Genomic DNA, 15135 nt, shown 5'->3' on the forward strand with positions numbered 1-15135 from the left:
TCGCCCCGATCCAATGGAGTCCGGCCCGGTCGCCGACGGCCGACGGCCGGGGACCATGCGGATCTGCGAGGAGAGACAACATGACGGCCAAGCGGAAGTCCCTGGCCACGGCGATGGCCTGCGCGAGTGCCATCGTCGTGCTGGCGGGTTGCTCCCAGGACGGCGACATCAAGGCCAAGGGGGCCTCCGGGGACCGGAACGATCCGGTGGCCGCGACGAGCGGCGGTTCGCTGGAGGGTCTGAACGCCGGGCAGATCGCCGACAGGGCGGTCGAGGCCACGAAGGCCGCCGGATCGCTGACCATGGCGGGCCGGATCGAGAAGGACGGTGAGCCGTTCTCCGTCGACCTCGCCCTGGACTCCGCCCAGAACTGCACCGGCCGGCTCGGCGTCAAGGGAGGCAGGGCCGAGCTGCGCCAGGTGGCCGAGACGATGTACCTGAAGGGCGACAGGCAGTTCTGGAGTGCCTCGTTGCAGGAGCGTTCCTCCGCCTCGCCCGACGGGTCCGGCAACGACGCCGTCGTGGAGCTCATGACGGGCCGCTGGATCAAGATGCCCGCGGGGAGCATCAAGGACATGGACCGCCTCTGCGACCTCAAGGCGATGTTCGCCCGGATGGACGTGGACGAGGCGGACCGGAAGCGGATGACGAAGGGCCCGGACGCGAAGGTCGACGGCGTACCGACGGTGACCCTCGTGAAGAGGCAGCAGGGCACGACCACGACCGTCCATGTCGCCAAGGAGGGCAAGCCCCATGTCCTCAAGATCGTCAGGGCGGGTGGCGACGAGACCGGCACGATCGTCCTCTCCGGCTACGGCAAGCCGGTCCAGGTCGAGGCACCGCCGGCGGACGAGGTCGTCGACCTGGACAGCCTGACCGGGCGCGACGGCCTCGGGTTCGAGGCGGGCGAGACGCACACCGGGGAACAGTCGGGCGACCGGAGCGGCACGGACGGGGAGTCCGGCACCGGGCCGGACATCGGCCTCGGGGCCGGTACGGACGGGGGGACAGGCTCCGGGACCGACTCCGAAACCGATTCCGAAACGGACTCCGGGAACGATGCCGGGTACGGGACCGGGGCGGACGTTGACCCAGACACCGGCAGCGACTCCGGAACGGGCGCCGACGCCGAGTCCGGGGGCGATGTCGAGTCCGGCGGTGACACAGAGCCGGGTGACACCGGTACCGACACCGGATCGGGCGCCGGGACCTCCGCGGACAGCGAGACCGCTTCCTAGGCGGCTTCCGGGCATATCGGGAGACATGGGGACCACCGCTGATGCTGATCGGAAAATCGAGGTTCGGGAGGGCAGGCGGCAGCATCCGGGCCGCTTGCGGACCGGATGTCGGGGCGGGCTCTCTCAGGCGGATACGGGTTGGAGGGTGACCTGGTGGCCGAGGGCCTGGAGCTGGCGGACGAGGTCGCGGGTCTTGCGGGCGGGATTGAGATGGCGTTGGTGCCAGTCGGCGCCGAGCTCCTGGTAGGAGGCGTCCGGGTCATTGATCAGGTGCCAGGTGATGACGAGTATCGAGCGGGCGACGGCGACCAGGGCCTTGGCGTGTCCGCGGCGTTTGACGATGCGGCGGTAGCGGGCGCCGAGGAAGGTGTCGGTGCGGGCGGCGGCGTTGGCAGCCTCGCCGAGGGCGCCCTTGAGCCAGGGGTTGCCCTGCCCGGCCGGGCCTGCGGTGCTCTTCGCGCCGGACTGGATCGTGCGAGGGCATAACTTCGCCCAGGACACCAGATGTTCGGGAGTGGGGAAGCGGCTCATGTCCGCGCCGATCTCGGCGAGGATGATCTGTGCGGTGGCCGGCCCGATCCCGGGGACGGCATCCAGCTTCTCGGCCAGGGCGCGGGCGTTCACACCACCGGCGGACGGTCCCACTTCCGGGTCGTCGTGTGGGGTGGTGATGTTCTCCAGCGTGTGGGCGATGAGCCGGTCGAGTTCCTGGATCTGTGCGGTGAGATGGTCGACGGTGCCCAGCAGCACCCCCAGCAGCCGGGCGTGGTGGTCCTCGAACTGTCCGGTCAGGGCCTCGGCGAGGGCCGCCTTCTTCTTTACCAGGTTGCCTTTGGCGAGGTCGGCGAGGGCGCGGGGGTTGCGTTGGCCGGCGACCAGGGCATCGAGCATGGCCCGCCCTGACATGCCGAACAGGTCCGAGACGACGTCGGACAGTTTGATCTGCGCGTCCTGGAGGGCTTTGTCCACCCGGTGCTTGTGGCGGGTGCGTTCCTGGACGAACACGGTGCGGGTGCGGGTGACGTCCCGCAACTGCCGGACGGGCTTGGGCGGGACGAACGAGGCGCGGACCATGCCGCGTTCGGCGAGCTTGGCCAGCCAGACCGCGTCCAGCTTGTCGGTCTTCGGGCGCCCGGGGACGTTCTTCACGTCGCGCGCGTTGACGAGCCAGCAGTCCAGGCCGCGGGCCTCCAGCAGGTAGAAGAACGGGCGCCAGTACGAGCCCGTCGCTTCCATGACGACCCGCTCGACGCCCTGGCAGACCAGCCGGTCGCCGAGCTCCAGGATCGCGTTGGTGGTCGAGGCGACCGTCCAGACCTGCTGGACACGCCGGCCCTCGATAGTGTCGTGCGGGACGCGCAGGCAGACCATCCCGGATGCCTTGGCGATGTCGATCGACGCAACCCGCGCGACCGTGCCGTCGTCGTGGTCTTCTCTCAATTCCTCCATGCCGTGCCCCCTGTTGTACTGGTTCGGGCAGAGGCTGCCCGGGGAGCCTGAGGGGGAACGGAGAAGCTGATCGGCGTGCTCAAGGCGACAGTGTGCGGCCCCTCGGACGGCTCCCTCACCAGACTCCTATGCGGGCTCACAGCCCAGACATCAAGCGGCGTCGGCGGACAGCCCCTGTACCGATTTTCACGCCCGCGGGGCGTCACCGCAGGTGAACGGTCGACTCCTATTGGCTGTCAAGCGGCGGTGAGCCAGTCGCGGTAGGTGCTGGCGAGGTCGTCGTCCCGGCGGGTTCCTCGTTCGAGGGTGGAGATCGTGGCGGGCCAGACCCCGAAGTGGCGGGCTGCTGTGGTGAGGGTGATGTTCTTCGATTGCCGTAGGGGACGCAGATCGGCGATCGAGGGGACGGCGACCGTGGTGGTCAGGCAGCGGAACATCTCCCGGGCGATGGCCCGTTTCAGCAGCCGGATGATCTCCTTCTTCGTTCGGCCGGCGGCGGTCTGCCGTGTCACGTAGTCGCGGGTGCGGGGATCGCTGGACATGCGGACCAGGGCGATGCGGTAGAGAGCTGCGTTGGCCGCCCGGCCGGAGCCATGAGAACAGGTTCCGGCGGCCGGACAGAACAGCACGGGGACAGCCCAGCAGGGCGTCAGTCAGTGGCTGGGCCACGATCACCGGAACCTGAGTATCAGCATCAATGTCAGTGGTCCCCGTTAGCCTCTACGAGGTGACCGCACGTATCACCGACCCCGAGCAGCTCAAGGAGCTCCTCGGCATCCCCTTCACCCCGGAGCAGACGGCCTGCATCACCGCGCCGCCCGCACCGCAGGTCATCGTGGCCGGGGCCGGTTCGGGGAAGACGACGGTCATGGCGGCCCGGGTGGTCTGGCTCGTGGGCACCGGGCAGGTGGCTCCGGAGCAGGTCCTCGGCCTCACGTTCACGAACAAGGCTGCGGGCGAGCTCGCCGAGCGTGTCCGCACCGCCCTCGTCCGCGCCGGGGTGACGGACCCTGACGTCATCGACCCGGACAACCCTCCGGGAGAGCCGCGCATCTCCACGTACCACGCCTTCGCGGGACAGCTGCTCGCCGACCACGGCCTGCGCATCGGACTCGAGCCGACCGCCCGGCTCCTCGCCGACGCCACCCGGTACCAGCTCGCCGCCCGTGTGCTGCGGGAGGCCCCTGGCCCGTATCCGGCGCTCACCCGCTCCTTCCCGTCCCTCGTCAGCGACCTGCTCGCGCTCGACGCGGAGCTCGCCGAGCACCTGGTGCCCCCCGAGCGGCTGGCGGCGTACGACTCCGAGCTGCTCCGCACGCTGGAGGGGGCGCGGCTGAGCAACGCCGACCTCCGCAAGGTCCCGGAGGCCGCGGCCGCCCGCCGCGAACTGCTCGACCTGACGATCCGGTACCGCGCCGCCAAACGGGAGCGCGACCTTCTCGACTTCGGGGACCAGATCGCCCTCTCCGCCGAGCTGGCGCTCACCCGGCCGGAGGTGGGCGCCATCCTGCGGGACGAGTTCCGGGTGGTGCTGCTCGACGAGTACCAGGACACGTCCGTGGCCCAGCGGCTCCTGCTCTCGGGTCTGTTCGGGAAGGGCACGGGCCACCCGGTCACCGCGGTCGGCGACCCCTGCCAGGCGATCTACGGCTGGCGCGGAGCGTCCGTCGCCAACCTCGACGACTTCCCGGTCCACTTCCCCCACGCCGACGGCAGCCCCGCCACCCGCTACTCGCTCAGCGAGAACCGCCGCAGCGGCGGCCGGCTCCTGCATCTCGCCAACGGCCTCGCCACCCCGCTGCGCGCCATGCACGAGGGGGTCGAAGCGCTGCGGCCCGCCCCCGGGGCCGAGCGGGACGGCATCGTGCGATGCGCGCTGCTGCCGACACACGCCGACGAGATCGAGTGGCTCGCCGACTCGATCGCCCAACTGGTGCGCACCGGCAAGGCACCCGGGGAGATCGCGGTCCTGTGCCGTACCGCGGGCGACTTCCCCGAGATCCAGGGCGCCCTGGTCGCCCGCGACGTCCCCGTGGAGGTCGTCGGCCTGTCCGGGCTGCTGCATCTGCCGGAGGTCGCCGACCTGGTCGCGGTGTGCGAGGTGCTGCAGGACCCGGGGGCCAACGCCTCACTGGTCCGTCTCCTCACCGGTCCCCGGTGGCGCATCGGGCCGCGCGACCTGGCTCTCCTCGGCCGCCGGGCACGGCTGCTCGTGCACCGCGCCGGCGCGGACAACGACCCCGACCAGCGCCTCGCCGCGGCGGTGGAGGGCACCGACCCCGCCGAGATCGTCTCGCTCGCCGACGCCCTCGACACCTTCCTCGACGCGGCCGGCGGCGAGGACGACGGCCTGGTCTTCTCCTCCGAGGCACGGATCCGCTTCGCGCGTCTCGCGGCAGAGCTGCGCGACCTCCGGCGCTCGCTCGCCGACCCGCTGATGGACGTCCTGCACCGGGTGCTCTCCACCACCGGCCTCGAGGTCGAACTCTCCGCCTCGCCGCACGCCCTGGCGGCGCGCCGCCGCGAGACCCTCGCCAACTTCCTCGACGTCGCCGCCGGTTTCGCCGCGCTGGACGGGGAGGCGACGCTGCTGGCCTTCCTGGGCTTCCTGCGCACCGCCGCCCAGTACGAGAAGGGCCTCGACAACGCCCTCCCCGGCGGGGAGAACACGGTCAAGGTGCTCACGGCGCACAAGTCCAAGGGCCTGGAGTGGGATGTCGTCGCCGTCCCCGGGCTGGTCGCCAAGCACTTCCCGAACGACCAGGCGCGGGACGCGTGGACCTCCCGGTCCAGGGTCCTCCCGCACGCCCTGCGGGGAGACGCGGACACGCTCCCCGACGTCGGGTCGTGGGACGCGCGGGGACTGAAGGCCTTCAAGGAGGCAATGGCGGACCACCAGCACACGGAGGAACTCCGCCTCGGGTACGTGACCTTCACCCGTCCGCGCTCCCTCCTCCTCGGTTCCGCGCACTGGTGGGGCCCCAGCCAGAAGCGGCGGCGCGGTCCGTCGGCGTTCCTCCAGGCGCTGTACGACCACTGCGAGCAGGGGCACGGCGAGATCGAGGTCTGGGCGGAGGAACCGGAGGAGGACGCCGAGAACCCGGCGCTCGGCGCGGCCACCGCGGACCACGCGTGGCCGTTGCCGCTGGACCCGGTGTCCCTGTCCCGCCGCCGTGCCGCGGCGGACACGGTCCTGGCGCACCTCGAAGCACTGGCGGCCACGCCGTCCGCCCTCGACCAGCCGCCCGCCCTCGACGAGCCGGCCTCTCCCCACGAGCCCGACGACCGCGACGAGCCGGCCTCTCCCCACGAGCCGGCCGTCCCCCACGAGCCGGGGCCGGCCGAGCCCGACGAGTGGGACTGGCCGACGGAGGCCCCGCCCGAGGAGGACGCCGCACCGCCCTTCGACGACTACCCGGGGACCACCGTCCCCCACCAGGCCACCCGGGGACGCACGGACCTGCCCCCGGCCCCAGGACGCGGAGGTTCCGCCACGCCGCCGGGAGCAGAGGCAGGTCTCACGCCCGAGGAGAGCCGCGCCATCGCCTCCTGGGACCGCGACCTCGACGCCCTCGTCGGCGAACTCCGCCGCAACCGCGCCACCGTCCGCGACGTCCTCGTGCCGCCGTCCCTCTCCGCCTCCCAGCTGCTCCGCCTCGCCGCCGACCCCGACGGCTTCGCCCAGGAGCTCGCCCGCCCCATGCCCCGCCCGCCGCAACCCGCGGCCCGCAGAGGCACCCGGTTCCACGCCTGGGTGGAGTCGCGTTTCGAGGAACTTCCGCTGCCCATGCTCGGGCCGGACGAGCTCCCCGGCGGCGCCGACGACATCGGCGGCACCCACGAGCACGACATCGCGGACGAACAGGACCTGGCCGCGCTCAAGGAGGCCTTCGAGCGCACGCCGTACGCCCGGCGCACTCCGCACGGCGTCGAGGTGCCGTTCCAGTTCACGCTGGCCGGGCGCGTCGTCCGGGGCCGTATCGACGCCGTGTACCGCACGGGGGAGGACACGTACGAGATCGTCGACTGGAAGACGGCACGGGGCGGCGTCGCGGACCCCCTCCAGCTCGCCGTCTACCGCCTCGCGTGGGCCGAGCGGCACGGGATACCGCTCGACGCCGTGACCGCCACGTTCGTGTTCGTCCGGACCGGCGAGGTCGTGCGCCCCGAGGGCCTTCCCGACCGCGCCGGGCTGGAGCGCGTCCTGCTGGGCGGGACGGCCGACCGCTCCGGCGGCGTCGCCCGTTAGGCTCGGAGCATGAGCGAGACCCCGGACAACGCCGTCCGTATGTACGTACAGCAGCACCGCGCAGCCTTCCTCGACGACCTCGCCGAGTGGCTGCGCATCCCGTCGGTGTCGGCACAGCCCGAGCACGACGGAGACGTACGGCGCAGCGCCGAGTGGCTCGCGGCCAAGCTGACCGAGACCGGGTTCCCGGTCGCCGAGATCTGGCCCACTCCGGGCGCCCCCGCGGTGTTCGCCGAGTGGCCGTCCGGCGATCCGGAGGCGCCCACCGTGCTCGTCTACGGCCACCACGACGTGCAGCCCGCCGCCCGCGAGGACGGCTGGCACACCGACCCCTTCGAGCCGCAGCTGACCGACGGCCGGATGTACGGCCGCGGCGCCGCCGACGACAAGGGCCAGGTGTTCTTCCACACGCTCGGCGTGCGCGCCCACCTCGCGGCCACCGGCCGCACGGCCCCCGCCGTCCATCTGAAGCTGCTGATCGAGGGCGAGGAGGAATCGGGGTCCACGCACTTCCGTGCCCTCGTCGAGGAACAGGCCGAGCGCCTCGCCGCCGACGCCGTGATCGTGTCCGACACGGGCATGTGGTCGGAGACCACACCCACGGTCTGCACCGGCATGCGCGGCCTCGCCGACTGTGAGATCACGCTCCACGGCCCCGACCAGGACATCCATTCCGGATCGTTCGGTGGCGCCGTGCCCAACCCGGCGACCGTCGCCGCCCGTCTGGTCGCCGCGCTGCACGACGAGAACGAGCAGGTCACCGTCCCCGGCTTCTACGAGGGCATCGCGCCTCTCACCGACGCCGAGCGCGAGCTCTTCGCCGAGCTTCCCTTCGACGAGGACACCTGGCTGCGCACCGCGCAGTCCCACGGAACCCTCGGGGAGAACGGCTACTCCACGCTGGAGCGCATCTGGGCCCGCCCGACGGCCGAGCTGAACGGCATCGGCGGCGGCTACCAGGGCCCCGGCGGCAAGACGATCATTCCGTCGTCGGCGCACCTCAAGCTGTCGTTCCGGCTGGTCGCCGGGCAGGAGCCGGACAAGATCGAGCGGGCTGTCACCGACTGGGTCGCCGCGCGGGTCCCCGCGGGCATCCGCCACGAGATCGTCTTCGGGGCCGCCACCCGCCCGTGCCTGACACCGCTCGACCACCCGGCGCTCCGGTCGGTCGTGCGGGCCATGGGCCGGGCCTTCGACGGCCACAAGATCCGCTTCACCCGCGAGGGCGGCTCAGGGCCCGCGGCCGACCTCCAGGACGTGCTCGCGGCGCCCGTGCTCTTCCTGGGCATCTCCGTACCGTCCGACGGCTGGCACGCACCGAACGAGAAGGTCGAGCTGGATCTGCTCCTCAAGGGCGCGGAGACGGCCGCCCATCTGTGGGGCGACATGGCCGAAGCCCTTCGCTGAACACATTCACCGTCCCGTCCGGGGGAGTTGGAAGAACCGTGAGCACCAACAGCTACGCCGACGCCGCAGAGCGCCCGATCGGCCTCACCGCGCCCAGCGGCATCGACCGCGAGGCACACAACCGCCTCGACGAGGCATGGCTCGCGGCGGCGTGGAGTCACCCCACCACCCGCGTCTTCGTCGTCTCCGGCGGCCAGGCGCTGGTCGACGACACCACCGACGGCCGGACCGAACTGGTCATGACGCCGGCCTTTGAAGCACCAGTCACGGAGACCCACCGCTATTTCCTCGGCACCGACGAGGACGGGGTGCGCTACTTCGCGCTCCAGAAGGACGCCCTGCCGGGCCGTATGGACCAGTCGGCCAGACCCGCCGGGCTGCGCGAGGCCGGACTGCTGCTGTCCCCGCGCGACGCGGGGCTGCTGGTGCACGCGGTCGCCCTGGAGAACTGGCAGCGCCTCCACCGCTTCTGCTCCCGCTGCGGCGAGCGCACCGTCATCGCCGCGGCGGGCCACATCCGCCGCTGCCAGGCGTGCGGCGCCGAGCACTACCCCCGGACCGACCCTGCCGTGATCATGCTCGTCACCGACGACGAGGACCGTGCTCTCCTCGGCCGCCAGGTGCACTGGCCGGAGGGCCGCTTCTCGACGCTCGCCGGCTTCGTCGAGCCTGGTGAGTCGATCGAGCAGTCGGTCCGCCGGGAGGTCCGCGAGGAAGTGGGCGTCGACGTCGGCGAGGTCGAGTACGTCGCCAGCCAGCCGTGGCCCTTTCCGTCGAGCCTGATGCTGGGCTTCATGGCCAGCGCCACCTCGTCGCGGATCGAGGTCGACGGCGAGGAGATCCACGAGGCGCGCTGGTTCTCCCGGGAAGACCTGCGGGCCGCGTTCGAGTCCGGGGAGGTGCTGCCTCCCTACGGGATCTCGATCGCGGCCCGCCTCATCGAACTCTGGTACGGCAAGCCGCTGCCGAAGCCCGGCGACGTCCTCTGACCGGAGGCCGCCTGCGTACGGCGGCCTTCGGCCGTGGACCGGCCGGCCGTGGAACAGCCGGCCGGGGACCGGCGGCCCGCGGTGGTCGTGGACTAGACGCCGACCTTCTGCTTGACCTGGGCGAGCGACGGGTTGGTCAGCGTCGATCCGTCCGGGAAGAGCACGGTCGGCACCGTCTGGTTGCCGCCGTTCGCCTTCTCGACGAAGGCCGCCGACTCAGGGTCCTGCTCGATGTTGATCTCGGTGTACGCGATGCCCTCGCGGTCCATCTGGCTCTTCAGCCGACGGCAGTATCCGCACCAGGTGGTGCTGTACATCGTCACAGTGCCCTGCATCGTCTTCTGCTCCTAGGTCAGGGGGCGGGGGTGAGTCATCACCTCCGGCTAGAACGTACGTGACCCGGTGACGATTCCCGACCCTGCGGTGACCGCGCTGTGACCGTCGCTACGGTCACGGGCGGATCCGTACGACGAATGACGCACCCCTGTGGACAACCGCCGCACCGGCCCCGGGCGACCTGGCAGCATGGCGGGGTGACAGCAGCAACGCACTCCTCCCTTTTCCCGCAGGTCCCCGAATCGGCGGACGCCGTGCTCGACGGGCTCGACCCCGAGCAGCGCGAAGTGGCGACCGCCCTGCAGGGACCCGTGTGCGTGCTGGCAGGAGCCGGCACGGGCAAGACGCGCGCGATCACCCACCGCATCGCGTACGGCGTGCGTGCGGGCATACTCCAGCCCGCCAGTGTGCTGGCCGTCACTTTCACCAACCGTGCCGCCGGAGAGATGAGAGGCCGGCTGCGCCAGCTGGGCGCGGGCGGCGTCCAGGCGCGTACGTTCCACTCCGCCGCGCTGCGTCAGCTGCAGTACTTCTGGCCCAAGGCGGTCGGCGGCGACCTGCCCCGGCTGCTCGAGCGCAAGATCCAGCTGGTCGCGGAGGCCGCGGCGCGCTGCCGCATCCGCCTCGACCGCAACGAGCTGCGGGACGTCACGGGCGAGATCGAGTGGGCCAAGGTCACCCAGACCGTGCCCGGCGACTACCCGGCGGTGGTCGCGAAGTCGCTGCGCGACGCCCCCCGCGACCCGGCGGAGATCAGCCAGGTCTACGCGATGTACGAGCAGCTCAAGCGCGACCGCTCGGTGATCGACTTCGAGGACGTGCTGCTGCTCACCGTCGGCATCCTCCAGGACCGGCACGACATCGCCGACCACGTCCGCCGCCAGTACCAGCACTTCGTCGTCGACGAGTACCAGGACGTCAGCCCTCTCCAGCAGCGCCTGCTGGATCTGTGGCTGGGGGAGCGGGACAGTCTCTGCGTCGTCGGGGACGCCAGCCAGACGATCTACTCCTTCACCGGCGCCACCCCCGACCACCTGCTGAACTTCCGCACCCGCCACCCCGGCGCGACGGTGGTCAAGCTGGTCCGCGACTACCGCTCGACCCCCCAGGTCGTCCACCTGGCCAACGGCCTGCTCGGTCAGGCCCGCGGCAGGGCGGCCGAGCACCGTCTGGAGCTGGTCTCCCAGCGCGGGCCGGGCCCCGAGCCCGCGTATGTGGAGTACGCGGACGAGCCGGCCGAGGCCGAGGGCACCGCCCGCCGGATCCGTGACCTGATCACCGCCGGCGTCCCGGCCGGCGAGATCGCCGTGCTGTACCGGATCAACGCCCAGTCCGAGGTCTACGAGCAGGCGCTGGCCGACGCGGGCGTCCCGTACCAGCTGCGCGGGGCCGAGCGTTTCTTCGAGCGCCAGGAGGTGCGCGAGGCCGGGATCGCCCTGCGCGGCGCCGCCCGTGCCGGGGGCAACGACGCCCTGCTCGACGACCTGGAGGATCTGCCCGCCCAGGTGCGGGCGGTGCTGTCCACCAAGGGATGGACGACCGAGCCGCCCGCCGGATCCGGCGCGGTGCGCGACCGCTGGGAGTCACTGGCCGCGCTGGTCCGCCTCGCCGAGGACTTCGTACGGGCCAGGCCGCAGGCCACCCTTGCCGATCTGGTGACCGAACTGGACGAGAGGGCCGCCGCGCAGCACGCGCCCACAGTCCAGGGCGTCACACTCGCCTCTCTGCACTCGGCGAAGGGCCTCGAATGGGACGCGGTGTTCCTCGTCGGGCTCACCGAAGGCATGATGCCGATCACCTACGCCAAGACGGACGAGCAGGTGGAGGAGGAGCGCCGGCTCCTCTATGTGGGAGTCACCCGTGCGCGGTTGCATCTCTCCCTCTCCTGGGCCCTCTCGCGTGCCCCGGGCGGCCGTGCCTCACGCCGTCCGACCCGCTTCCTGAACGGCCTCCGGCCGGGCTCTGCCGCTGCCGGACCGCGAACGGCGGGCGGCGCGGGCGGTGTCGAGCGCGGCGGCGGGCGCCGCAAGCGGCGCGGCCCGGTGCTCTGCCGGGTCTGCGGCAAGACACTCACGGACGCCGGCGAGATGAAGCTGATGCGCTGCGAGGACTGTCCCTCGGACATGGACGAGGCGCTGTACGAGCGGCTGCGTGAGTGGCGTTCCGTCCAGGCCAAGGAGCTGGGCCAGCCCGCGTACTGCGTCTTCACCGACAAGACGCTGATGGCGATCGCGGAGGCCGTGCCCGGAGACGAGAGCGAGTTGGCCCGGATCTCCGGGGTCGGGGGACGCAAGCTGGATCGCTTCGGGGTCGACGTCCTGGCCATTTGCGCAGGTGAGGAGCCCGGCGGGGGCGACGAGGAGGACTGATACAAACTCGTCGAGAAAATAGTTTGCGTGCGCCCCGGCCAGCCCCATAGGTTCTTAACCACGGAAACGGCGGCTTCTCCGAAGCCCTGTCTTCGTGCTGTACTTATCCCGAATAGCGTGACCGGTCCGTCCGGTCCCCGAGACGCCGAGAGGAGGCGATTCCAGTGATCAGCATCAACAACAGCTTCGTCAGCACCGCCAAAATGACCGATCGCTCGGTCGTCTCCGCCTGCTCGCTCGGCTTCTCGTCCGCATTCCACGGCACCGGTATGTCCGGCATTCCCGCCGCACTGCCCGTGTCCGGTCTGGGCGGCATGCCCGTCCGCGAGCGCAATGAGCGACCGACCAAGGCACTGGAAGCAGGAGTAGCAGCGGCAGAGGCTCAGGCCTATGCCTTTGCGGCGGCCAGTGCCGACACGGAGCAGCAGACGACGCAGCACCACACGAAGTGGGCCTTCCGCGGGCTCGAACCCTGGAGTGATCCAGCCTGATACGGCATCAGGCCGGCGCCTTCAGGGCCGCGGAACCCCACCCGGGATCCGCGGCCCTTCTGTTTTCCCCAGCGGGAGAACAGCGTGAAGGGGCCTCGGGACCAGAAGCACCCGGTACCAACTGCCACCCGGCCGACCGGCCGGAACGACCAGACGAGGAAATACACACCGTGCAACTCGAAGCGCACGCCCCGTCCGTACCGCCTTCCGAGACCATCACCCCGCCCGCTCCTACCGAGGATTCGAACTTGACTCCCCTCACCGCGCTCACCGCGCTCGACGACGCCATCGAGAAGCTCGGCGTACCCGTCCCGTGCCGTTCCTACGACCCGGAGGTCTTCTTCGCCGAGTCGCCGGCCGACGTCGAGTACGCCAAGTCCCTCTGCCGCACCTGCCCGCTGATGGAAGCCTGCCTCGCGGGCGCCAAGGAGCGGCGTGAGCCGTGGGGCGTCTGGGGCGGAGAGCTCTTCGTCCAGGGTGTGGTCGTCGCCCGCAAGCGGCCGCGTGGTCGCCCGCGCAAGAACCCGGTTGCGGCATGAACGCCATCGGAACCATCGATCGACCCGTCACGCACGACCCCAAGAAGCAGGCCCCGATGACCTCTTCCCCGAGCGAGCCGCAGGGCTCCGCCACCCGAGCCGTCACCACCATCGGCGCGAACGCCTCGCGTCAGAACAGGACCCGCGAAATGCAACTCATCCCAGAAGCCCTGGCGCGTGCGCATATGCACGAGCGCCTGCGTGAAGCCGAGGCGGAACGCCAGGCCGCGCGCCTGGTCGCCGCCCGACGCATGCAGCGTCGCGCCGAGCGCGTGTCGATGCGCGCCCGTCGCGCCCTGGCCATGGCCGTCATGCAGTGACGGCGATGCACTCCCCGCGGGGGCCGGTCCCAACGGACCGGCCCCCGCGGTCGTTCTGCCCGGGGCGCCTTGACGCCTGGGCGCTCCGGCGTCCGGCAGGCCCCCGGCGTGGATTCCGGCGGGCGCCGCGGTGCGTTCCGCCCGGGCGGCGGGCCGGCGGCGGTATCGTCGCGAGGTGGAACAGGACCCGACCCCTCAGCCCGAGCAGCCGGGCGGCGACAGCATCGTCTGTGCCGGCTGCGGAACAGTCGCCGAGGAGGTGCCGGTGACCTGGACCTGCTCCGTGGAGGACGGCGCCCGGCGCTACTTCTGCGACGACTGCGCCCGTGCCAACCTCAGGGCGATCGAGGGCAGGCTCGACTCGACCTGGTGGTGACCGCGCCTCAGGCGCCCTCCGCCTCGGCGACCTCCGCCTCCACCAGGAATCCGGGCAGCCACTCCTCGAGCTCGGCCCGGAGCCTCACCGTCGCGTTCAGCTGGCAGAGCACTCCGATCGTGCTCAGCGTCACACGGTGTATGAGCAGGTACGACGGCGGAAGGTTGAGCTGCTTGCCCAGCTGATGGGCGGGGGACCTGACGTCGGCTATCCGGGCGGCCTGGGTACGGATCCAGCCGCGGGTGAAAATGAACTCCTCCGCCTCGGCCGGTTCGATGATGGGCAGCAGGTAGTCCAGTACCGCGTCCGGGTCGAGATCGATGGTCTCCTTGACGAAGCCCTCCTCGCACAGCAGCCCGTAGACCGCGTCCGCGTCGCCTTCGAGGGCCATCCGCAGACATTCGCCGATGGTGTCGGGCAGCCCGCCCGGCAGCCGGTCGACGGTCCCGAAGTCCAGTACCCCCAGGCGCCAGCCGTCCCCCTGGCCGTCGGGCAGCAGCCGGAAGTTGCCGGGGTGGGGGTCGGCGTGGAGGAGCCCGGTGCGTGCGGGGCCGGAGAAGAGGAAGTGGGCCAGCAGCTGGCCCGCGCGGTCCCGTTCCTCGGCGGTGCCGCCGGAGATGACGTCGGCCAGCGGTATGCCGTCGATCCACTCCGTCACCAGGACCTCGTCGCTCTGGTGCACCACGTCCGGGACGAGTACGGCGGGGTCGTCGGCGAATACCGCGGCGTGTTCGCGCTGGGCCTGGGCCTCCAGTTCGTAGTCCAGTTCCTCGGACACCCGGTCGCGCAGCTCGGAGAGCAGCGGCTTGATGTCCATGCCCGGGATGAGCGGCCCCAAGAGGCGGGCGAATCGGCTCAGTTGGGCCAGGTCGGACAGCAGCGCCTCGCCCGCTCCCGGATACTGCACCTTCACGGCGACGTCCCGCCCGTCGTGCCACACCGCACGGTGCACCTGCCCGATCGACGCGGCGGCCGCCGGTTTGTCCTCGAAGCTCAGGAACAGCTCCCGCCAGTCCTCGCCCAGGCGTTCCTCCAGCGCCGCGTGCACCGTCCGCGTCGGCATCGGAGGCGCCGCCTCCTGGAGCTTGGTCAGAGCGGCACGATACGGTCCCGCGATCTCTTCGGGCAGCGCCGATTCGAAGACCGACAACGCCTGCCCGAACTTCATCGCACCGCCTTTCAGCTCCCCCAGGACGCGGAACAGCTGCTCGGCCGTGCGCTGTTGGAGCTCGCGGGCCACGATCTCGGCCGACTTGCCACCGATCCGTTTTCCCAGCCCCCAGGTGGCCCGGCCGGCGAAGCCCAGCGGCAGAGCTGCCAACTTGGCAGTCCGGGTGACCGCCTTCCGGGGAAGATCAGACATGCGCCCCTC

At 71.4% G+C, this 15135-nt stretch carries 13 protein-coding genes; 9 read left to right on the plus strand and 4 right to left on the minus strand.

What is annotated here, in order from left to right; all coding sequences use genetic code 11:
- Positions 1-80 precede the first annotated feature (80 nt).
- Entirely contained in the window at positions 81-1238 is a 1158-nt protein-coding gene (locus OGH68_RS24215; protein ID WP_264247068.1) for an MSCRAMM family adhesin SdrC, read from the plus strand.
- 123 nt (positions 1239-1361) lie between these two features.
- Here the strand turns inward: OGH68_RS24215 and OGH68_RS24220 are convergent, their stop codons facing one another.
- Positions 1362-2687, minus strand: a complete 1326-nt coding sequence (locus OGH68_RS24220) for an IS110 family transposase (protein WP_264247070.1) — start codon at positions 2685-2687, stop codon at positions 1362-1364.
- A gap of 236 nt (positions 2688-2923) precedes the next feature.
- Positions 2924-3229, minus strand: a complete 306-nt coding sequence (locus OGH68_RS24225) for a hypothetical protein (RefSeq protein WP_264247071.1) — start codon at positions 3227-3229, stop codon at positions 2924-2926.
- 185 nt (positions 3230-3414) lie between these two features.
- Here OGH68_RS24225 and OGH68_RS24230 point away from each other — a divergent pair, with 185 nt between their 5' ends.
- From OGH68_RS24230 to nudC, 3 genes are read left to right on the plus strand one after another with little or no spacing between them, the layout of a single operon-like run.
- Complete coding sequence (locus tag OGH68_RS24230; protein WP_264247072.1) at positions 3415-6936, plus strand: UvrD-helicase domain-containing protein; 3522 nt, start codon at positions 3415-3417, stop codon at positions 6934-6936.
- 9 nt (positions 6937-6945) lie between these two features.
- Entirely contained in the window at positions 6946-8343 is a 1398-nt protein-coding gene (locus tag OGH68_RS24235) for a dipeptidase (RefSeq protein WP_264247073.1), read from the plus strand.
- Positions 8344-8381: 38 nt separating this feature from the next.
- Entirely contained in the window at positions 8382-9332 is a 951-nt protein-coding gene (gene nudC / locus OGH68_RS24240) for an NAD(+) diphosphatase (protein ID WP_264247074.1), read from the plus strand.
- A gap of 92 nt (positions 9333-9424) precedes the next feature.
- Here nudC and OGH68_RS24245 read toward each other — a convergent pair whose 3' ends face one another.
- Entirely contained in the window at positions 9425-9667 is a 243-nt protein-coding gene (locus OGH68_RS24245; protein ID WP_005312266.1) for a mycoredoxin, read from the minus strand.
- A gap of 138 nt (positions 9668-9805) precedes the next feature.
- On the opposite strand from OGH68_RS24245, the gene OGH68_RS24250 reads away from it, so the two are divergent.
- The 5 genes from OGH68_RS24250 (at position 9806) to OGH68_RS24270 (ending at position 13763) form a co-directional block, all read left to right on the plus strand.
- Entirely contained in the window at positions 9806-12037 is a 2232-nt protein-coding gene (locus OGH68_RS24250) for an ATP-dependent DNA helicase UvrD2 (protein ID WP_264247075.1), read from the plus strand.
- Between the two features lie 164 nt (positions 12038-12201).
- Positions 12202-12528 (plus strand): hypothetical protein, encoded by a 327-nt coding sequence (locus OGH68_RS24255; RefSeq protein ID WP_264247076.1) that lies wholly within the window; start codon positions 12202-12204, stop codon positions 12526-12528.
- 170 nt (positions 12529-12698) lie between these two features.
- Positions 12699-13067: a WhiB family transcriptional regulator gene (locus OGH68_RS24260; protein ID WP_264247077.1), complete on the plus strand. Its 369-nt coding sequence runs from the start codon at positions 12699-12701 to the stop codon at positions 13065-13067.
- Positions 13064-13387, plus strand: coding sequence for a hypothetical protein (locus OGH68_RS24265; RefSeq protein WP_264247078.1), 324 nt, complete (start codon positions 13064-13066; stop codon positions 13385-13387). The genes OGH68_RS24260 and OGH68_RS24265 overlap by 4 nt, the downstream gene beginning before the upstream one ends.
- A 175-nt stretch (positions 13388-13562) precedes the next feature.
- The gene (locus OGH68_RS24270) at positions 13563-13763 is read left to right on the plus strand and encodes a hypothetical protein (RefSeq protein WP_264247079.1); all 201 of its coding nucleotides are present in this window, start codon (positions 13563-13565) and stop codon (positions 13761-13763) included.
- A 7-nt stretch (positions 13764-13770) separates the two neighbouring features.
- On the opposite strand, the gene OGH68_RS24275 is transcribed toward OGH68_RS24270, so the two are convergent.
- Positions 13771-15126 (minus strand): ABC1 kinase family protein, encoded by a 1356-nt coding sequence (locus OGH68_RS24275; protein WP_264247080.1) that lies wholly within the window; start codon positions 15124-15126, stop codon positions 13771-13773.
- Positions 15127-15135: the final 9 nt, after the last annotated feature.

The sequence above is a fragment of the Streptomyces peucetius genome (assembly GCF_025854275.1).
GTDB classification, from domain to species: domain Bacteria; phylum Actinomycetota; class Actinomycetes; order Streptomycetales; family Streptomycetaceae; genus Streptomyces; species Streptomyces peucetius_A.